This window comes from Kitasatospora sp. NPDC057904, from assembly GCF_042887925.1.
Classification (GTDB): Bacteria; Actinomycetota; Actinomycetes; order Streptomycetales; family Streptomycetaceae; genus Kitasatospora.
On the sequence record NZ_JBHVOL010000003.1, the window covers coordinates 603,449 to 622,877 of the forward strand.

The 19,429-nt window shown below is 73.3% G+C and carries 18 protein-coding genes; 16 read left to right on the forward strand and 2 right to left on the reverse strand.

The window, feature by feature from the left end:
- Positions 1 to 116 precede the first annotated feature (116 nt).
- The 15 genes from ACFVSN_RS11385 (at position 117) to ACFVSN_RS11455 (ending at position 17,744) form a co-directional block, all read left to right on the forward strand.
- A complete protein-coding gene (locus ACFVSN_RS11385; RefSeq protein ID WP_380442225.1) occupies positions 117 to 872 on the forward strand; it encodes a sugar phosphate nucleotidyltransferase in 756 nt (251 codons plus the stop codon).
- Positions 860 to 1,921 (forward strand): iron-containing alcohol dehydrogenase family protein, encoded by a 1,062-nt coding sequence (locus ACFVSN_RS11390; protein WP_359958020.1) that lies wholly within the window; start codon positions 860 to 862, stop codon positions 1,919 to 1,921. Before ACFVSN_RS11385 ends, ACFVSN_RS11390 begins: the two co-directional genes overlap by 13 nt.
- Positions 1,922 to 2,012: 91 nt before the next feature.
- On the forward strand, positions 2,013 to 2,750 hold the full coding sequence (locus tag ACFVSN_RS11395; RefSeq protein WP_359958111.1) for a CDP-alcohol phosphatidyltransferase family protein: 738 nt from the start codon (positions 2,013 to 2,015) through the stop codon (positions 2,748 to 2,750).
- Between the two features lie 44 nt (positions 2,751 to 2,794).
- On the forward strand, positions 2,795 to 3,712 hold the full coding sequence (locus ACFVSN_RS11400; RefSeq protein ID WP_387954704.1) for a glycosyltransferase family 2 protein: 918 nt from the start codon (positions 2,795 to 2,797) through the stop codon (positions 3,710 to 3,712).
- A gap of 145 nt (positions 3,713 to 3,857) precedes the next feature.
- Positions 3,858 to 4,799, forward strand: coding sequence for an ABC transporter permease (locus tag ACFVSN_RS11405; RefSeq protein ID WP_380442222.1), 942 nt, complete (start codon positions 3,858 to 3,860; stop codon positions 4,797 to 4,799).
- Complete coding sequence (locus ACFVSN_RS11410) at positions 4,792 to 5,598, forward strand: ABC transporter ATP-binding protein (protein ID WP_380442220.1); 807 nt, start codon at positions 4,792 to 4,794, stop codon at positions 5,596 to 5,598. The genes ACFVSN_RS11405 and ACFVSN_RS11410 overlap by 8 nt, the downstream gene beginning before the upstream one ends.
- A 292-nt stretch (positions 5,599 to 5,890) precedes the next feature.
- Positions 5,891 to 6,847 carry a squalene synthase HpnC gene (gene hpnC / locus ACFVSN_RS11415; RefSeq protein ID WP_387954628.1) on the forward strand — a complete coding sequence of 319 codons (957 nt, stop codon included), beginning with the start codon at positions 5,891 to 5,893 and terminating at the stop codon, positions 6,845 to 6,847.
- 41 nt (positions 6,848 to 6,888) lie between these two features.
- The gene (hpnD, locus tag ACFVSN_RS11420; protein ID WP_380442235.1) at positions 6,889 to 7,746 is read left to right on the forward strand and encodes a presqualene diphosphate synthase HpnD; all 858 of its coding nucleotides are present in this window, start codon (positions 6,889 to 6,891) and stop codon (positions 7,744 to 7,746) included.
- 127 nt (positions 7,747 to 7,873) lie between these two features.
- Positions 7,874 to 9,307 (forward strand): hydroxysqualene dehydroxylase HpnE, encoded by a 1,434-nt coding sequence (gene hpnE, locus ACFVSN_RS11425; RefSeq protein WP_380442218.1) that lies wholly within the window; start codon positions 7,874 to 7,876, stop codon positions 9,305 to 9,307.
- Positions 9,308 to 9,444: 137 nt separating this feature from the next.
- Positions 9,445 to 10,533: a polyprenyl synthetase family protein gene (locus tag ACFVSN_RS11430; RefSeq protein WP_380442215.1), complete on the forward strand. Its 1,089-nt coding sequence runs from the start codon at positions 9,445 to 9,447 to the stop codon at positions 10,531 to 10,533.
- A gap of 7 nt (positions 10,534 to 10,540) precedes the next feature.
- Positions 10,541 to 12,622 (forward strand): squalene--hopene cyclase, encoded by a 2,082-nt coding sequence (gene shc, locus ACFVSN_RS11435; protein WP_387954630.1) that lies wholly within the window; start codon positions 10,541 to 10,543, stop codon positions 12,620 to 12,622.
- Positions 12,619 to 13,296: a 1-hydroxy-2-methyl-2-butenyl 4-diphosphate reductase gene (locus ACFVSN_RS11440; RefSeq protein ID WP_380442211.1), complete on the forward strand. Its 678-nt coding sequence runs from the start codon at positions 12,619 to 12,621 to the stop codon at positions 13,294 to 13,296. The genes shc and ACFVSN_RS11440 overlap by 4 nt, the downstream gene beginning before the upstream one ends.
- A 2-nt stretch (positions 13,297 to 13,298) precedes the next feature.
- The gene (gene hpnH / locus ACFVSN_RS11445; RefSeq protein ID WP_359958036.1) at positions 13,299 to 14,327 is read left to right on the forward strand and encodes an adenosyl-hopene transferase HpnH; all 1,029 of its coding nucleotides are present in this window, start codon (positions 13,299 to 13,301) and stop codon (positions 14,325 to 14,327) included.
- Positions 14,328 to 14,443: 116 nt separating this feature from the next.
- On the forward strand, positions 14,444 to 16,354 hold the full coding sequence (dxs, locus tag ACFVSN_RS11450) for a 1-deoxy-D-xylulose-5-phosphate synthase (RefSeq protein WP_380503028.1): 1,911 nt from the start codon (positions 14,444 to 14,446) through the stop codon (positions 16,352 to 16,354).
- The gene (locus tag ACFVSN_RS11455; protein ID WP_380489223.1) at positions 16,344 to 17,744 is read left to right on the forward strand and encodes an aspartate aminotransferase family protein; all 1,401 of its coding nucleotides are present in this window, start codon (positions 16,344 to 16,346) and stop codon (positions 17,742 to 17,744) included. Before dxs ends, ACFVSN_RS11455 begins: the two co-directional genes overlap by 11 nt.
- Positions 17,745 to 17,809: 65 nt before the next feature.
- Here the strand turns inward: ACFVSN_RS11455 and ACFVSN_RS11460 are convergent, their stop codons facing one another.
- The gene (locus tag ACFVSN_RS11460; protein WP_380442204.1) at positions 17,810 to 18,082 is read right to left on the reverse strand and encodes a DUF6343 family protein; all 273 of its coding nucleotides are present in this window, start codon (positions 18,080 to 18,082) and stop codon (positions 17,810 to 17,812) included.
- Between the two features lie 76 nt (positions 18,083 to 18,158).
- Here ACFVSN_RS11460 and ACFVSN_RS11465 point away from each other — a divergent pair, with 76 nt between their 5' ends.
- Positions 18,159 to 18,419: an I78 family peptidase inhibitor gene (locus ACFVSN_RS11465; protein ID WP_387954632.1), complete on the forward strand. Its 261-nt coding sequence runs from the start codon at positions 18,159 to 18,161 to the stop codon at positions 18,417 to 18,419.
- A gap of 33 nt (positions 18,420 to 18,452) precedes the next feature.
- Here the strand turns inward: ACFVSN_RS11465 and ACFVSN_RS11470 are convergent, their stop codons facing one another.
- On the reverse strand, positions 18,453 to 19,304 hold the full coding sequence (locus ACFVSN_RS11470; RefSeq protein ID WP_387954634.1) for a phosphatase PAP2 family protein: 852 nt from the start codon (positions 19,302 to 19,304) through the stop codon (positions 18,453 to 18,455).
- Positions 19,305 to 19,429: the final 125 nt, after the last annotated feature.

Here is a 19,429-nt window from a genome sequence, read left to right on the forward strand (position 1 = left end):
AAGGACAAGGTGCCCGCATCTGCGCCGGCACCGGCGCGCCGATTGCGCGGCCCGGGCGACTCGTTCCGGTGCCCCGGCGCACCCGCGCACAGCACGACGGATCAGGAGACCCCCGCATGATCGGCCTCGTTCTGGCAGCCGGCGCCGGCCGCCGGTTGCGCCCGTACACCGACACCCTGCCCAAGGCGCTGGTGCCGGTCGACGGGGAGCGGACCGTCCTGGACCTCACCCTCGGCAACTTCGCGGAGGTCGGGCTGCGCGAGGCCGCGATCGTCGTCGGCTACCGCAAGGAGGCGGTGTACGACCGCAAGGACGCCCTGGAGAGCAAGTACGGCGTCAAGCTCCACCTGGTCGAGAACGACAAGGCCGAGGAGTGGAACAACGCCTACTCCCTGTGGTGCGCCCGCGACCTCTTCGCCGAGGGCCTGCTGCTCGCCAACGGCGACACCGTCCACCCGGCCTCCGTCCAGCGCACCATGCTGGAGGGCAACCGCCGCCTGACCGAGGCCGGCGAGGCCCCCGGCATCCTGCTGGCCCTCGACACGGTGAAGAAGCTCGCCGACGAGGAGATGAAGGTCGTCGTCGACCCGGCCGCCGGCATGCGCCGCATCACCAAGCTGATGGACCCGGTCGAGGCGAGCGGCGAGTACATCGGCGTGACCGTGATCAACCCCTCGGCCGCCGCGGACCTCACCGACGCGCTGCGCGCCACCTACGAGCGCGACCCGCAGCTGTACTACGAGGACGGCTACCAGGAGATGGTCGACCGCGGCCTGCGGATCGACGTGCAGCCGATCGGCGAGGTCTCCTGGGTCGAGGTCGACAACCACGACGACCTGGCGAAGGCGCGGGAGATCGCGTGCCGGTACTGACCCGACTGGTCCCCTCGCCGCTGTTCGTCGAGGTCCGCCCGGGCGCGCTGGACGCGCTCGGCGGGATCCTCGCGGACCAGCGGCTGTCGGCCTCGGGCCGGATCGCGGTGGCGATCAGCAACGGCTCGGGTGCCGCGATGCGCGAGCGGCTGGAGCCGGCCCTGCCCGGTGCCGACTGGTTCAGCGTGGACGACGGCAGCCTGGACAGCGCGGTGCGCTTCGCCGAGGCGATGCGCGGCGGCCACTACGACGCGGTCGTGGGCCTGGGCGGCGGCAAGATCATCGACGCCGCCAAGTACGCCGCGGCCCGGGTCGGCCTGCCGCTGGTCGCGGTGGCCACCAACCTCGCGCACGACGGCATCTGCTCGCCGGTCTCCACGCTCGACAACGACGCCGGCCGGGGCTCCTACGGGGTGCCCAGCCCGATCGGCATCGTCGTCGACCTGGACGTGATCCGCCAGGCCCCGCCGCGCTTCGTGGCGGCCGGCATCGGCGACGTCGTCTCCAACATCTCCGCCTGCGCGGACTGGGAGCTGTCGCACGCGGTCACCGGCGAGCCGGTGGACGGGCTGGCCGTGGCGATGGCCCGTTCGGCGGGCGAGAACCTGCTGCGCCACCCCGGGAACCTGGCGGACCAGGACCTCCTGACGGCGCTCGCGGAAGCCCTGGTACTGTCCGGCATCGCGATGAACATCGCGGGCAGCACCCGGCCCTCGTCGGGCGCCTGCCACGAGATCTCGCATGCCCTGGACGTGCTGTATCCCAAGCGGTCCGCCCAGCACGGCGAACAGGTCGGCCTCGGCGCGGCGTTCGCCAGCTTCCTGCGGGGCGAGCGCGAGCTGACCGGTCTGATCGTGGAGCGCCTGGCGCGCCACGGCCTGCCGGTGACCGCCGCTCAGATCGGCTTCACCGAGGCGGAGTTCACCGAGGCGGTGCACTACGCTCCGAACACCCGGCCGGGCCGCTTCACCATCCTCGAGCACCTCGACCTCTCCCCCTCAGCAATCAGGGACGCGTACGCCGACTATGTCCAAGCCGTCAACAGCTGACCCCTCCACCGCGGGCGCCGAGCGGCCCCCGGTGGACCTGACCCGCCGGCCCTCGATCGAGGAGCTGCGCGCGGTGATCCACCCGGAGGGCATGCTCCAGCGCCGCAGCGCCGAGCACTGGGCCGGGCGCCTGTACATGCGGAGCATCTCGCTGCGGGTCACGCGGGTGCTCTCGACCGTCACGGCGATCACCCCCAACGGCCTCACCTACCTGATGATGGTCACCGGCGTCCTGGCCGGTGCCGCGCTGGTGGTGCCGGGCCTGACCGGCGCCGTCCTGGGCGCCCTGCTGATCCAGCTGTACCTGCTGCTGGACTGCGTGGACGGCGAGGTGGCGCGCTGGCGCCGGCAGACCTCGCTCACCGGCGTCTACCTGGACCGGGTCGGCCACTACATGTCCGAGGCCGCGCTGCTGACCGGCCTCGGCCTGCGCGGCTGCGACCTCTTCCACCGGCAGGGCCCGGCGGCGCACTGGGAGTGGGCCTTCCTCGGCACGCTGGCCGCGCTCGGCGCGATCCTGATCAAGTCCGAGACGGACCTGGTGGACGTGGCCCGCGCCCGCAGCGGCCTGACGGCGGTCGAGGACAGCGCCTCGGTGCCGCGCTCCGCGGCCGTGGCCAAGGCCCGCCGCGCGGCCTCGCTCCTGAAGTTCCACCGCCTGGTGGGCGCGGTCGAGGCCTCGCTGTTCATCCTGGCCGCCGGCGTCGCCGACGCCGTCCACGGCGGTCTGTTCTTCACCCGGCTCGCCGTGGTCGTGCTGGCCGCGATCGCCATGCTGCAGACCGTCCTGCACCTGCTGAGCATCGTCCTTTCGAGCAGGCTCCGATGAACACTTCCGCGAACACCTCCACGAACACCTCCACGAACACCTCTATGAACACCTACGCGAACGCCGCCGCCGGTCCAGGCGCCGACGGCTTCCGCCTCGGCGCCGTGATCATCACGATGGGCAACCGCCCGGCCGAGCTGAACTCCCTGATCGAGTCCGTCCGCGCCCAGGAGGGCCCAGCGGTCGAGCTGGCCGTGGTGGCCAACGGCGCGCCGCTGCCCCCGCTGCCGGAGGGCGTGCGCAGCGTCGAGCTGCCGGAGAACCTCGGCATCCCCGGCGGGCGCAACGTCGGCATCGAGCTGTTCGGCCGGGACGGGCGGGACGTCGACGCCGTCCTGTTCCTGGACGACGACGGCCACCTGCCGCGCACCGACTCCGCCCGCCTCCTGCGCGAGGCCTTCACCGCCGACCCGGAGCTGGGCATCGTCTCGTTCCGGATCGCCGACCCCGACACCGGTGTCACCGCGCGCCGGCACGTGCCCCGGCTGCGCGCGAGCGACCCGCTGCGCTCCTCCCGGGTGACGACGTTCCTGGGCGGCGCGAGCGCCGTGCGCTGCACGGTGTTCGAGCAGGCCGGGCAGCTGCCCGCCGAGTTCTTCTACGCGCACGAGGAGACCGACCTCGCGTGGCGCGCGCTGGACGTCGGCTGGGCCATCGACTACCGGGCGGACGTGGTCCTGCACCACCCGACGACCTCGCCGGCCCGGCACGCCACGTATTTCCACAACGTGGCGCGGAACAGGGTTTGGCTCGCGCGACGGAACCTTCCGGCCCTGTTCGTGCCTCTCTATCTGGGAACCTGGTTCCTGCTGACCCTTGCCCGCCGCCCCTCCCCGGAGGCGCTGAAGGCCTGGTGGGGCGGGTTCCGGGCGGGCTGGCGCGAACCTTGCGGTCCGCGTCGCCCGATGCGATGGCGTACCGTTTGGCGATTGACCAGGCTGGGCCGCCCACCGGTCATCTGATCTCATTTGATCGAATGATCGATCGCTGCGGCCGGTGCCACACACCGGCCGGACTCCCCCGTGATCCCAGTGGATCCCCATCGGCGCAAGGCCGGCGGACCCCCGCCGACCGGCCGCCCCGACCGATCCCGCGTGAAGGACGAATGTGTCGACAGTGAGTGAACCCGTCAGCCTCTCAGCCCCCAGGGGGGCGGACGCGGGCCTGACCCCCAAGCAGCTTGCGGACAAGTACGGCCTGGCCGTGAGCGGCCGGCGGCCCGGCCTCTTCGCCTACACCAAGCAGCTCTGGGCCCGGCGCCACTTCATCTGGGCCTTCGCCACCGCCCGACTGGTGGCGCAGTACACCGATGCCAAGCTCGGCCAGCTGTGGCAGGTCGTGACCCCGCTGCTGAACTGCGCGGTGTTCTACCTGGTCTTCGGCGTGATCCTGAAGAGCAAGGACAACTTCCCGCCGAACACCTACATCGCGTGGCTGTGCATCGGCGTCTTCGTCTTCCAGTTCACCCAGAACGCGGTGCAGTCCGGCACCCGGGCGATCTCCGACAGCCTCGGGCTGATCCGCGCGCTGCACTTCCCGCGCGCCTGCCTGCCGATCGCCTTCACGGTGATCCAGCTGCAGCAGCTGCTGATCTCGATGGTGGTCCTGGTCGCCACCGTCCTGGCGGCCGGCATCACGCCGGGCCGCACCTGGCTGCTGATCATCCCGGCGCTGCTCCTGCAGACGATGTTCAACACCGGCGTCTCCCTGATCTTCGCCCGGATCGGCGCCAAGACCAGTGACATCTCCCAGCTGATCCCGTTCGTGATGCGCGCCTGGATGTTCCTGTCCGGCGTGATGTTCAGCATCCAGGACAAGGTCAGCACCTGGCCCCACTACATCCAGACGATCATGGCCGTCAACCCGGCCTCGGTCTACATGGACCTGCTGCGGCACGCCTTCGCGCCGATCATCTACAACCACCACCAGCCCGCCCACCAGACGATCCCGCCGCACCAGTGGACGTACGGCATCGCCTGGGGCGTGGGGATGTTCATCGTCGGATACGTCTTCTTCTGGAAGGCCGAGGAGGAGTACGGCCGTGGCTGACGCAGACCTGAACAAGAACACCGTCCGGGACACCGACGTCGCCCGCGAGCCCACCGTCGTCGTCGACGACGTGCACATCGTCTACCGCGTGCACGGCGCCGGCTCCGGCAAGGGCAGCGCCACCTCGGCGCTCAGCCGCATCGTCAGCCGCAAGCGCTCGGCCGGCGTGCGCGAGGTGCACGCCGTGCGCGGCATCAGCTTCACCGCCTACAAGGGCGAGGCGGTCGGCCTGATCGGCTCGAACGGCTCCGGCAAGTCGACCATGCTGGCCGCCATCGCGGGCCTGCTGCCGACCGAGAAGGGCGGCATCTACACCAACGGCCAGCCCTCGCTGCTGGGCGTGAACGCGGCCCTGATGAACGAGCTCACCGGTGAGCGCAACGTCGTCCTCGGCTGCCTCGCGATGGGCATGCCGCCGGCCGAGGTCCGGCGCCGCTACCAGGACATCGTCGAGTTCTCGGGCATCAACGAGAAGGGGGACTTCATCTCCCTGCCGATGCGCACGTACTCCTCCGGCATGGGCGCCCGCCTGCGGTTCTCCATCGCCGCGGCGAAGACCCACGACGTGCTGCTGATCGACGAGGCGCTGGCCACCGGCGACCAGGCCTTCCAGCAGCGCAGCAAGAAGCGGATCGAGGAGCTGCGCCAGTCGGCCGGTACGGTCTTCCTGGTCAGCCACGACAACAGCTCGATCCGCGAGGTCTGCGAGCGGACCATCTGGATCGAGCACGGCGAGCTGGTCATGGACGGCCCGACCGACGAGGTCGTCGGCCGCTACGAGCGCGGCGAGCGCCCGTAGCACCCGAGCCGCGCGGGGGGCCGGTTCCGGGAAGTCCCGGGACCGGCCCCCCGCCGTGTGCCCGGCGCCGGTAGTCCGGGTGGCCCGCCCCCGGCGGGGTGAGCGCCCCGTGCGCCGGGCGGGGCGCTCTTCTGCGGCGCGGCCCGTGGTGTCAGGCTGTATGCGCGGGGGGCGTGTGCCGGACGTGACGCCCGTGCTCGGACGCGTGTCCGAGTCGGGCCGGTGATGCCCATCGGTGTAGAACGGGGGAGTGACAGCAGTGTCGGCTTCGGCCCAGCCCAGCAACGAGCCCGTGGACCAGACCGCGGGGGCGACCCTGGAGAAGGCGAGCGCGGAGAACTTCCCGGTCGCCCCCTTCTTCCTGCCCGCCGCCTGGCGCGGTGACCTGATGGCGGTCTACGGCTTCGCCCGGCTGGTCGACGACGCGGGCGACGGCGACCTCGCCGACCCGGCCGGCGCCGCCCGCCTCCTCGGCGTCGACACCCCCTTCCCGGCGTCCGCCACCACCCCTTCGGCCCAGTGCGGCCCGCCCGCTCCCGACGAGGTCGCCTTCCGGCTCGCCCTGCTCGACGGACTGGACCGCGACCTCGACCGGGTGTTCGAGACGGCGCTGCGCCCGGGCGGCGCCGACCGGCCCCGGCACCCGCTGATGCGCGCCCTCGTCCCGGTCGTCGACCGGCACGGACTGACCCCCGAGCCCTTCCGCCGCCTGATCGATGCCAACCGGGTCGACCAGACCACCGCCCGCTACGCCACCTGGGACGACCTCGTCGGCTACTGCACGCTCTCCGCCGACCCGGTGGGCCGACTGGTGCTCGCCATCGCCGGCGTCTCCACGCCCGAGCGGGTCGGGCTCTCCGACGCGATCTGCACCGCCCTCCAAGTGGTCGAACACCTCCAGGACGTCGCCGAGGACCTCGCCCGCGGCCGGATCTACCTGCCCGCCGAGGACCTGGAGCGCTTCGGCGTCACCGAGGCCGACCTGGCCGCGCCGAGCGCCGACGGCCCGGTCCGCGAGCTGATCGCCTTCGAGGCCGAGCGGGCCCGCACCCTGCTCGACCGCGGCGCGCCGCTGGTAGGTACGGTTCGGGGGAGGCTTCGACTGCTCCTGGCGGGATTCACCGCAGGTGGTTACGCGGCCCTGGCGGCCGTCGAGGACGCCGGGTACGACGTGCTCGCCCAGCAGGCGAAGCCGGACAAGCGCCGCCTCGCAGCGAAGGCGGCGGCCATCTTCGCGAAGGGAAGGTGAACGCCCGAGTGGCGGCATCACCACTGGCGTCGGCCCAGGTCATGGCGGCCTACCGGTACTGCGAGGCAGTCACCGGACTCCAGGCGCGCAACTTCAGCTACGGCATCCGGCTGCTGCCGGAGCCCAAGCGGCTGGCCATGTCGGCCCTGTACGCCCTGGCCCGCCGGGTGGACGACATCGGCGACGGCGACCTGCCGGCCGACCGCAAGGCCGAGGCACTGCTGCGCACCCGCGAACTGCTGGACGACGTCCGCGCCGGCAAGGTCGCCGAGGACGACACCGACCCGATCAAGGTCGCCCTCGCGGACGCGGCCCGTCGCTTCCCGATCCCGATCGGCGGCTTCGACGAACTGATCGACGGCGTCGAGATGGACCTCAAGGGCGCCGAGTACCAGACGTACGAGGAGCTCAAGGTCTACTGCCGCTGCGTGGCCGGCGCGATCGGCCGGCTGTCGCTCGGCGTGTACGGCTGCGACGACCCCGAGCGCGGGGCGCACTACGCCGACACCCTCGGGCTCGCGCTCCAGCTCACCAACATCCTGCGCGACCTGCGCGAGGACGCCCTGAACGGCCGCACCTACCTGCCCACCGAGGACCTGGTCCGGTTCGGCTGCCAGGAGGGCTTCGCCCAGCCGAGGCCGCCGGCCGGCGCGGACTTCACCGGCCTGGTCGCCTTCGAGGCCGCCCGGGCGCAGGCCGCGTTCGAGGAGGGCCTGCGGCTGCTGCCGATGCTCGACCGCCGCAGCCGGGCCTGCACGGCCGCGATGGCCGGCATCTACCACCGGCTGCTCGGCCGGATCGCGGCCGACCCCGAGTCGGTGCTGCGCGGCCGGGTCTCGCTGCCGGGCTGGGAGAAGGCGTACGTGGCGCTTTCCGGGCTCGCCGGGGGGCGTTCTTGATTCTCGCCGCAGTTCTGTCACGCTGTGTCAGCGGGGAATCACGCATGGGTAGAGCCGCGTTGTCCACGACCGAGCCGACCACGGCAGCCGCCGCCGGGCGGTCCAGCGATCGCGAGGGGGAGGGCCGATGACCGGGCGAGCCGATGCCGCGCGCCCGGCCGCCGTCGTGGTCGGCGGCGGCCTGGCCGGGATCACCGCCGCGCTGCGCCTGGCCGAGGCCGGGCAGCGGGTCACCCTGGTGGAGGGGCGGCCCCGGCTCGGCGGCCTCGCCTTCTCCTTCCGGCGCGGCGAGCTGACCGTCGACAACGGCCAGCACGTCTACCTGCGCTGCTGCACCGCCTACCGCGGCCTGCTCGACCGGCTCGGCGCCACCCGCCTCACCCACCTCCAGGAGCGGCTCGACGTCCCGGTGCTCTCCGTCACCGGCCCGGCCGAGGCGCCCGTGCGCACCCTCGGCCGGCTGCGCCGGGCCGGCCTGCCGGTCCCGCTGCACCTGGCCGGCAGCCTCGCCCGCTACCCGCACCTCGGCCCGGCCGACCGCGCCCGGGTGGTCCGCGGCGCGCTCGCCCTCCAGCGCCTCGACCTGGCGGACCCGGCGCTGGACGGCACCTCCTTCGGCGCGTGGCTGCGCCGCCACGGGCAGAACGAGCGGACCCTCGCCGCCCTGTGGGACCTGGTCGGCGTCGCCACCCTGAACGCCTACGCGGACGACGTGTCGCTGGCCCTCGCGGCCATGGTGTTCAAGACCGGCCTGCTCTCCGACCCGGGCGCCTCCGACATCGGCGTCGCCGCCGTCCCGCTCGGCACCATCCACCACGACCGGGCGCTCGCCGAGCTGGAGCGCGCGGGCGTGACGGTGCTGCTGCGCGCCCGCGCGGCGGAGCTCAAGCCCGGCGCGCAGCAGCACGCCGTACGCCTGGAGGGCGGCGAGCTGCTCACCGCCGAGACCGTCGTCCTGGCCGGCGCCCAGGACAGCGCGGCCGCCCTGCTGCCGCCGGACGCGATCCCCGCACAGGAGCGCCTGGCCGGCTTCGGCACCTCGCCGATCCTCAACGTCCACGTCGTCTACGACCGCAAGGTCCTGCGCCGCCCCTTCTTCGCGGCGCTCGACTCCCCGGTCCAGTGGGTCTTCGACCGCACCGACCACTCCGGACTGGCCGCCGCGCCGCTCGGCCGCGAGCACCCCGGCGCCCAGTACCTGGCGCTCTCCCAGTCCGCCGTGCGGGACGAGATCGACCTGCCCGTCGCCGAGCTGCGCGAGCGGTACCTCCCGGAGCTCGCCCGGCTGCTGCCCGCCGCGGCGGGCGCCGAGGTGCTGGACTTCTTCGTCACCCGCGAGCGCACCGCCACGTTCGACCCGGCCCCCGGCACCGCGGCGCTGCGCCCCTCGGCGGGCACCCGCGTGCCCGGCCTGCTGCTGGCCGGTTCGTGGACGGCCACGGGCTGGCCCGCGACGATGGAGGGGGCCGTGCGCAGCGGCCACGCCGCGGCCGACGCGGCGCTCGCCGCCTCGGGCGCCCGCCGCCCGGTGGACCGGGGCGACGGGAGGTGGCCGAGGTGACCAGCGGCCCCGTCGCCGGCGACCCCGCGAGAGCCGGCGCCCGTCCCCCCGGACGCGCCGGGCACCCCGGGCGCGCCGACACCGCAAGCATCCGGCCGGCCCGCGCGGTCCGGCACCACCAGGGAGAGGGAACGCACGTGGAGTCACGCACCGGCACCGCCGCTGGAGGCACGGCGCACGCCGAACCGGTCTCGGTGCCGGAGCTGCTGGCGCGCAGCCGCACGCTCTGCACCCCGCCGCTGCGCGCCGCCGTCGCCCGTTTGGCCGCACCGATGGACACCGTCGCGGCGTACCACTTCGGCTGGATCGACCGGGACGGCACGGCCGTGAAGGGCGACGGCGGCAAGGCCGTGCGCCCGGCGCTGGCCCTGCTGTCCGCCCAGGCGGCGGGTGCGTCCGCCGAGGTGGGGGTGCCCGGCGGGGTCGCCGTTGAACTGGTACACAACTTCTCCCTGCTCCATGATGATCTGATGGACGGTGACGAGACCCGGCGCCACCGGGCGACCGCCTGGACGGTCTTCGGCCCGGCCCAGGCGATCCTGGTCGGCGACGCCCTGGCGACGCTCGGGACGGAGGTGCTGCTCGACGCCGGCGCGGCCGGTCCGGCGAGCGCCGCCGACGCCGCGCGCGCCGTCCGGCTGCTCACCACCGCCACCCGCCGGCTCATCGACGGGCAGGCGATGGACGTCGCCTTCGAGCAGCGCGACAGCGTCACCGTCGCCGAGTGCCTGGAGATGGAGGGCGGCAAGACCGCCGCCCTGCTCGCTGCCGCCTCGGCGATCGGCGCCGTGCTGGCCGGGGCCGACGACGAGGTCTCCGGCTCGCTCCAGCGCTACGGCCACCACCTGGGCCTGGCCTTCCAGGCGGTGGACGACCTGCTCGGCATCTGGGGCGCCACCGAGGTCACCGGCAAGCCGCACTGGGGCGACCTGCGCCAGCGCAAGAAGTCCCTGCCGGTCGCCGCCGCCCTCGCCGAGGGCGGCGCCGCGTCGCGCCGCCTGGCCGAGCAGCTGGCCGACCCCTCGGGCCGCGGGGAGGAGAGTGAGCCCGAGCTCGCCGCCCGGGCCGCGCTGATCGAGCAGGCCGGCGGCCGCGCCTGGACCCAGGAGGAGGCCCGCCGCCAGCACACGACCGCCCTCGCCGCTCTCGACGAGGTGCCCATGTCCGACCCGGTGCGCGAGCACTTCGTCGCACTCGCCGAATTCGTGGTGGTACGAGAGAGGTGACGTTACGTTGACAGCAACCGCGGACGGCCGGCTCGACCCTGAGTACGATCCCGAGCCGGTCGCGGTGGGCGACCGCCCCCCGGCCCTGCTGGGCACCGGACTGTGGCGGCCCGAGGACCCCGCCCCGCCCCCACCGGGCGGGGAAGCGGCCCCGGGTCCGGCCGACGCCCGGGACGCGCTGGCCCGGGCCACCGCCCACCTGCTCTCGCTGCAGAGTCCGGACGGCTGGTGGAAGGGCGATCTGGAGACCAACGTCACCATGGACGCCGAGGACTTACTGCTCCGGCAGTTCCTCGGGATCCGCACCGAGGAACAGACCGCGGCCACCGCCGACTGGATCCGCTCCCAGCAGGGGGAGGACGGCACCTGGGCCACCTTCCACGGCGGGCCGCCCGAACTGTCCACGACCGTCGAGGCGTACGTCGCCCTCAAACTCGCCGGCGACGACCCGGACGCGCCGCACATGCTTGCCGCCGCGCGCTACGTCCGCTCCGCCGGGGGCATCGCCGCCGCCCGGGTCTTCACCCGGATCTGGCTCGCGCTCTTCGGCTGGTGGCCCTGGGAGCGGCTGCCCGAGATGCCGCCCGAGATCATCTTCCTGCCCCGCTGGCTGCCGCTGAACATCTACGCCTTCGGCTGCTGGGCCCGCCAGACCATCGTCCCGCTGACCGTCGTCTCGGCCCACCGCCCGGTCCGCCCGGCGCCCTTCGCGCTCACCGAGCTGCACACCGACCCCGGTGACCCCTTCCCCGACCGGCCGCTCGCCCCCGCCACCAGCTGGGACGGCCTCTTCGAGCGCCTCGACAAGGTCCTGCACGCCTACCACCACCGCGCGTTGCGCCCGCTGCGCAAGCACGCCATCGCCCAGGCCTGCCGCTGGATCGTCGAGCGGCAGGAGGCCGACGGCTGCTGGGGAGGCATCCAGCCGCCCGCCGTCTACTCGCTGATCGCCCTGCACCTGGAGGGCTACGAGCTGGAGCACCCGGTGATGCAGGCCGGGCTCACCGCCTTCGACCGCTTCACCGTGCACACCGAGGACGGCATGCGCTGGCTGGAAGCCTGCCAGTCCCCGGTCTGGGACACCTGCCTGGCCACCATCGCCCTGGTCGACGCCGGACTGCCGGCCGACCACCCGGCGCTGGTGAGCGCCGTCGACTGGATGCTCGGCGAGGAGATCCGCAAGCGCGGCGACTGGAGCGTGCGGCGGCCCTCGCTGGAGGCGGGCGGCTGGGCGTTCGAGTTCGAGAACGACACCTACCCCGACATCGACGACACCGCCGAGGTGGTGCTCGCGCTGCGCCGGGTCGCCCACCCCGATCCGGCGAAGGTCGACGGGGCGGTGGACCGGGGAGTGCGCTGGAACCTCGGCATGCAGTCCAAGAACGGGGCCTGGGGCGCCTTCGACGTCGACAACACCAGCACCCTGCCGAACAAGCTGCCGTTCTGCGACTTCGGCGAGGTCGTCGACCCGCCGTCCGCCGACGTCACCGCGCACGTCGTCGAGATGCTCGCCGAGGTCGGGCAGGCGCGGGACCCGCGCACCCGGCGCGGCGTGGAGTGGCTGCTGCGCAACCAGGAGGCCGACGGCTCCTGGTTCGGCCGCTGGGGCACCAACTACATCTACGGCACCGGCTCGGTGCTGCCCGCCCTCGTCGCGGCCGGTGTGCCGGACGAGCACCCGGCGATCCGCCAGGCCGTCCGCTGGCTGGAGGACCGCCAGAACGCCGACGGCGGCTGGGGCGAGGACATGCGCTCCTACGACGACCCGGCGCGCTGGGCCGGGCGCGGCGACTCGACCGCCTCGCAGACCGCGTGGGCGCTGATGGCGCTGCTCGCGGCCGGCGAGGGCCCCGAGCGCCGGGCCAACCCGGCGGTGGAGCGCGGGGTCGACTGGCTGGTGCAAACCCAGCTGCCCGAAGGCACGTGGGACGAGCCGCAGTTCACCGGGACCGGCTTCCCGTGGGACTTCTCCATCAACTACCACCTGTACCGGCTGGTCTTCCCCGTCACCGCCCTCGGCCGCTACCTGGGCGGCGGTCCGGCGGTCCTGCGGGAGGGCGCCGGCCCGGTGATCGGGGCGTCCCGGTGACCACCCCGCCCCTGCTGGTGCTCTGCGCGCTCGGCCCCGAGGTCTGGGCCCTGCGCGGCGGGGACTGGCGCGGCTCGGCGGGCGGGCCGCCGGTACTGCTGCGCACCGGGGTGGGCCGGCGGCGGGCCGGCCACGCGGTGCGCCGGGTGCTCGGCTCCGCCCCGGGTGGCTACGGCGCGGTCGTGGTGGCCGGCTTCGGCGCGGCCGTCGGCCCCGGGATCGCCCCGGGGGACGTCGTCGTCGCCGACGGCGTGCGCAACGCGGAGGGCAACCTGTTCGCCGTCCGCTCGGCCGCCGACCTCGCCCGGGCGCTCAAGGAGCGCGGGCTGGCCGTGCACACCGGGGTGCACCACACCGCCGACCACGTCGTCCGCGGCCTCGAACGGCGGGCCCTGTACCTCCAGGGCGCGCTCGCCGTCGACATGGAGGCCGCCGCCGTCCTCGCCGCGCTGCACGAGCTGCGGCCCGCGCTGCCCGCGGCCGTCCTGCGGGTGGTCGTGGACACCCCCGAGCGGGAGCTGCTGCGGCCCGGGACGCTCCCCGCGGGGGTGCGCGCCTGGCGGACCCTCCGCGCGACCGTTCCCGCCCTCGTCGACTGGTACCGGCAGGATCTCCCGGACCGCAGGGAACCGCACCACCCCACATCCTCGACGCTCCCCCAGGAGGCGAGCTAGCCATGGCCATGCCGTTGCGCCAGACCGTGCGGGTCGGCACCTACCTCATGCAGCAGAAGCTGCTCAAACGGCGGGACAAGTTCCCCCTGATCGTCGAGCTGGAACCGCTGTTCGCGTGCAACCTCGCGTGCGAGGGCTGCGGCAAGATCCAGCACCCGGCGGGCGTGCTGAAGCAGCGGATGCCGGTCGCCCAGGCGGTCGGCGCGGTGCTGGAGTCCGGCGCGCCGATGGTCTCGATCGCCGGCGGCGAACCGCTGATGCACCCGCAGATCGACGAGATCGTCCGGCAGCTGGTGGAGCGCCGCAAGTACGTGTTCCTGTGCACCAACGCGCTGCTGCTGCGCAAGAAGATCGACAAGTTCCGGCCCTCGCCCTACTTCACCTTCGCCGTGCACATCGACGGCATGCGCGAGCGGCACGACGAGTCGGTGGCCAAGGAGGGCACCTTCGACGAGGCGGTGGCGGCCATCAAGGAGGCCAAGCGGCGCGGCTTCCGGGTCACCACCAACAGCACCTTCTTCAACACCGACACCCCGCAGACCGTCATCGAGGTGCTGGACTACCTCAACGACGAGCTCAAGGTCGACGAGATGATGATCTCCCCGGCCTACGCCTACGAGAAGGCCCCCGACCAGGAGCACTTCCTCGGCGTCACCCAGACCCGCGAGCTGTTCCGCAAGGCCTTCGCCGGCGGCAACCGGCAGCGCTGGCGCCTCAACCACAGTCCGCTCTTCCTGGACTTCCTGGAGGGCAAGAAGGACTTCGAGTGCACGCCGTGGGGCATCCCCAACTACTCGCTCTTCGGCTGGCAGCGGCCCTGCTACCTGATGGCCGACGGGTACGTGCCCACCTACCGCGAGCTGGTCGAGAAGACCGACTGGAGCAAGTACGGCCGCGGCAAGGACCCCCGCTGCGAGAACTGCATGGCCCACTGCGGCTACGAGCCGACGGCGGTGCTCGCCACCATGGGCTCGCTCAAGGAATCGCTGCGCGCGATCACCGAGACCGTCAGCGCCAACCGCGGCCGCTGACCGGAGCCGCTCCGGCGGACCCGGTCGCTCCAGACCGGCCCGGGCGCCGTGCCCGGGCCGGCCCGCCCCTCGGGGGCGAAGGCACCACCGCACCACTCGAGTCGTGAGGTGTACCCATGTCACTGCTCTCCAGCGTCACGTCCCCGGCCGACCTGCGAAAGCTCCCCGCCGCCGAACTGCCGCTGCTCGCCGACGAGATCCGCGACTTCCTGATCGACGCCGTCACCCGGACCGGCGGGCACCTCGGCCCGAACCTCGGCGTGGTGGAGCTGACCATCGCCCTGCACCGGGTCTTCGACTCCCCGTACGACCGGATCGTCTTCGACACCGGACACCAGAGCTACGTCCACAAGCTCCTCACCGGGCGCCAGGACTTCAGCCGGCTGCGGATGAAGGGCGGCCTGTCCGGCTACCCGTCGCGCGCCGAGTCCGAGCACGACCTCGTCGAGAACTCGCACGCCTCCACCGCCCTCTCCTACGCCGACGGCCTCGCCAAGGCCGCCCAGCTGCTCGGCCAGCACGACCGGCACACCGTCGCCGTCATCGGCGACGGCGCGCTCACCGGCGGGCTCGCCTGGGAGGCGCTCAACAACATCGCCGACGCGAAGGACCGGCCGCTCGTCATCGTCGTCAACGACAACGAGCGCTCCTACGCGAAGACGATCGGCGGCCTCGCCCACCACCTCGCCACCCTGCGCACCACCCAGGGCTACGAGCGCTTCCTCGCCCTCGGCAAGGGCGCGCTGCAACGAACCCCGCTGGTCGGCCAGCCGATCTTCGACGCGCTGCACGGCGCCAAGAAGGGCTTCAAGGACGCGTTCGCCCCACAGGGCATGTTCGAGGACCTCGGGCTCAAGTACCTCGGCCCGATCGACGGCCACGACCTCGGCGCCGTCGAACAGGCGCTGCGCCAGGCCCGGGGCTTCGGCGGCCCGGTCATCGTGCACTGCCTGACCGTCAAGGGACGCGGCTACCGCCCCGCCGAACAGGACGAGGCCGACCGCTTCCACGCCGTCAACCCGATCGACCCCTACACCTGCCTGCCGATCTCGCCCAGCGGCGGCGTCTCGTGGACCTCGGTGTTCGGCGAGGAGATGGTCGCGCTCGGCGCCGAGCGGCCCGACGTCGTGGCGATCACCGCGGCGATGCTCCAACCGGTCGGGCTGGAACGGTTCGCCAAGGCCCATCCCGAACGCACCTTCGACGTCGGCATCGCCGAGCAGCACGCCGTCACCAGCGCCGCCGGGCTCGCCACCGGCGGGCTGCACCCCGTCGTCGCCGTCTACGCGACCTTCCTCAACCGCGCCTTCGACCAGGTCCTGATGGACGTCGCCCTGCACCGGCTCGGCGTCACCTTCGTCCTCGACCGCTCCGGGGTGACCGGGCCCGACGGCGCCTCGCACAACGGGATGTGGGACATGTCGATCCTCCAGGTCGTGCCGGGCCTGCGGCTCGCCGCCCCGCGCGACGCCGACCAGCTGCGCGCCCAGCTGCGCGAGGCCGTCGACGTGGCCGACGCCCCCACCGTCGTGCGCTTCCCCAAGGCGACCATCGGGCCCGCCGTCCCGGCCGTCGAACGCGTCGGCGGCGTGGACGTGCTGCTGCGCACCGGCGACCTGCCCGAGATCCTCCTGGTCGCCGTCGGCACCACCGCGCCGGCCTGCCTGGACGCCGCCCGGCTGCTGATCGCCGAGGGCTTCGCCGCGACCGTCGTCGACCCGCGGTGGGTCAAGCCCGTCGACCCGGCGCTGCCCGCACTCGCCGCCGCCCACCGGCTCGTGGTCACCGTCGAGGACAACGGGCGCACCGGGGGCGTGGGCGCCGCCGTCGCCCAGGCGCTGCGCGACGCCGACGTCGACGTCCCGGTGCGGGTGCTCGGCCTGCCCCAGGAGTTCCTCGGCCACGCGGCCCGCGGCGAGGTCCTGGAGGAGGCCGGGCTGACCGGCACCGGGGTCGCGGCCCAGACCGCCGTCTTCGCCAAGAACCTGCTACCGACCAGAGGAGCGAACCCGCGCCATGCCGGCTGACCCCGACCGCACCGCCTTCGACCTCGCCGCCCTGATCGCCGAGCGCGGCGGCGAGCGGTACGAGCTGCACGGCCGCTACCTCAACCCGCAGCTGCCGCGGATGCTCCACACCATCGGCTTCGACAAGTACTACGAGCGCGCACAGGGCCCGTACTTCTACGACGCCGAGGGCAACGAGTACCTCGACATGCTGGCCGGCTTCGGCATCTTCGCGCTCGGGCGCCACCACCCCGTGGTGCGCTCGGCGGTCCAGCAGGTCATGGACCTCGACCTGCCCGACCTCGTGCGCTTCGACTGCTCGCCGCTGCCCGGGCTGCTGGCCGAGCGGCTGCTCTCGTACGCGCCGGGGCTGGACCGGGTGTTCTTCGGCAACAGCGGCACCGAGGCGGTCGAGACCGCGCTCAAGTTCGCCCGCTACGCCACCGGCCGCAAGCGGATCCTCTACGCCGACCACGCCTTCCACGGGCTGACCGTCGGCTCGCTCTCCGTCAACGGGGAGAACGGGTTCCGCAAGGGCTTCGACCCGCTGCTGCCCGACACCGCCATCCCGCTCGGCGACCTCGGCGCGCTGGCCAAGGAGCTGAAGCGCGGCGACGTCGCGGCGCTGATCGTCGAGCCGATCCAGGGCAAGGGCGTCCTCGCGCCGCCGCCCGGCTGGCTGCGGGCGGCCCAGGACCTGCTGCACGAGCACAAGGCGCTGCTGATCTGCGACGAGGTGCAGACCGGGATCGGCCGCACCGGGGAGTTCTTCGCCTACCAGTACGAGGAGGGCGTGCTGCCCGACCTGGTCTGCGCGGCCAAGGCGCTCTCCGGCGGGTACGTGCCGGTCGGGGCGACGCTCGGCAAGGGCTGGATCTTCGAGAAGGTGTACTCCTCGATGGACCGCGTGCTCGTCCACTCGGCCAGCTTCGGCTCCAACGCCCAGGCGATGGCCGCCGGGCTCGCGACCCTGGAGGTCATGCGCGACGAGAAGGTGGTCGAGAACGCCCGGCAGGTCGGCGACCACTTCCGGGAGCGGCTCGCCGCGCTCGTCGACAGGTACGAGCTGCTGGCCGAGGTGCGCGGCAAGGGGCTGATGATCGGCATCGAGTTCGGCCGGCCCAGGTCGCTCAAGCTGCGCACCGGGTGGACCGCGCTCCAGGCGGCCCGCAAGGGGCTGTTCGCCCAGATGGTGGTCGTGCCGCTGCTCCAGCGCCACCGGATCCTGACCCAGGTGTCCGGGGACCACCTGGAGGTGATCAAGCTGATCCCGCCGCTGATCATCACCGAGCGGGACGTCGACCGGTTCGTCACGGCGTTCACCGACGTCATGGACGACGCACACCGGGGGAGCGGGCTGATGTGGGACTTCGGGCGGACGCTGGTGAAGCAGGCGGTCGGCAACCGCTGACGGCCGTTGCCGCAAGGAGCGGGAAGTCGGCCCGGCCGACTTCCCGCTCCGGGGGAGACACCGCGTCAGAGCTCGGTCCGGCGGCGCCGGATGACCACGACGAGATCGACGGCGGCGAACAGGGTGAGCAGGCCCATCACGACCGCGAAGCCGGTGAGGGTGCCGCTGCTCGGGGCCCCGTACGACGGGGAGTTGGCCGCCCAGACCGCGAAGGCCACCGTCGCGATCGCGAACAGCGGGGTGAAGGTGAGCGACAGCAGGTAGCGGAGCTTGAGGTCGCTGCGGGCGGTCGAGGGCTCGGTGCCGCTGCGCCAGCGCCGCGGGGTCGTGGTGCGCATGCCCGTTCACCTCCCGGCCGCACGGGTGCGGGCTACGATTCCAGCGTACGTCCGAGGGACGGGCCGGGGAGGGGCGATGACGGGATCGGGCGGGGAACGACCGGGGGCCGGCGGCGGCGATCAGGGGGGCGCGGGCCACGCCTGGGACGGGCCGGAGGGGGACGCCGAGGGCTACGCGGGACTGCGGATCGAGCGGGCGCGGGAACTGGCCCGGCGGCACGGGTGGGCCTCGGTCCGGGTGCTGGAGCCGGACGCGACGATCACCATGGAGTACCGGGAGGGGCGGCTCAACCTCGCGGTGCGCGACGGCGTGGTGGAGCGTAGCTGGGAGGGGTGAGGCGCCGTACCGGGCCGTTGACCCGGCCGTCGTTCATCGGTTCCGGACGTCCCGGCGGCTCCGGCTCCCGCTTCGGTTTCGGCTCCGGCGCCTGTGGCTGGTGATCCACTCCTCGGCCGTGGTGACGAGCGGCTCCAGCAGCGGCAGCGAGAGCAGCACCAGCAGTCCGGCGGCCCAGCCGGCCAGGACGTCGGTGACCCAGTGGGTGCCCAGGTAGACGGTGGTCAGGCCGATCGAGCAGGCGGTGGCGGCGGCGATCAGCGCGCCGGTGCGGCGCCAGCGGACGGCGAGGTAGGCCAGCACACCCCAGGTGACGACGGCGTTGGCGGTGTGGCCGGACGGGAAGATCGTGCCGCCGGAGAAGAGCTCGGGGGAGCCGACGTACTGGGCGTAGTGCGGGCCGAGCCGGCCGGTGACGATCTTGACGGCGCCGACGGTGACGTTGAGCAGCAGCAGGGCGACGCCCATCACCAGGAGCGGGCGCAGCCGGCCGAGCCGGTGGGCGCGCCAGGCGAGCCAGGCGAAGGCGGCGATCGCGGAGGGGCCGCGCTGGCCGGCCACCACCCAGGTGCCGAGCAGCGGCTCCAGGCCGGGCCAGCGCTCGTAGGGGCGCAGCAGGCGGACCGACCAGTCGAGGTCGACGAGGGCGGTGTTGAGGAGTACACCGGCGAGTACCAGCAGGTAGCAGGCGCAGGTGGCGAGGAGCAGGAGCGCGCGGCGGCGGCTCATCGGGGGCCAGCCGGGCTCGGCGGTGGCCGGGCCGAGCGGCGCGCGGCCGTCCGGGGCCGGGCGCACGGGCCGCCCCGGGGACGGCCGGCCGGGGCGGCGGGAGGTGTTCTCCGGGCCCTGCTTCGGGAATTGCCGGGAGGCACTCGGGGCTTGCACGGGGGTGACCCTACCCATCCGTCCGGTGCCATTTCGGGGGTAATTGTCATTTCCCCGGGAAATCGACAATCCGGTCGGCAGGGGATGGTCCGGGGAGTGATTTCGGCTAATCCCCGATCGAAAGT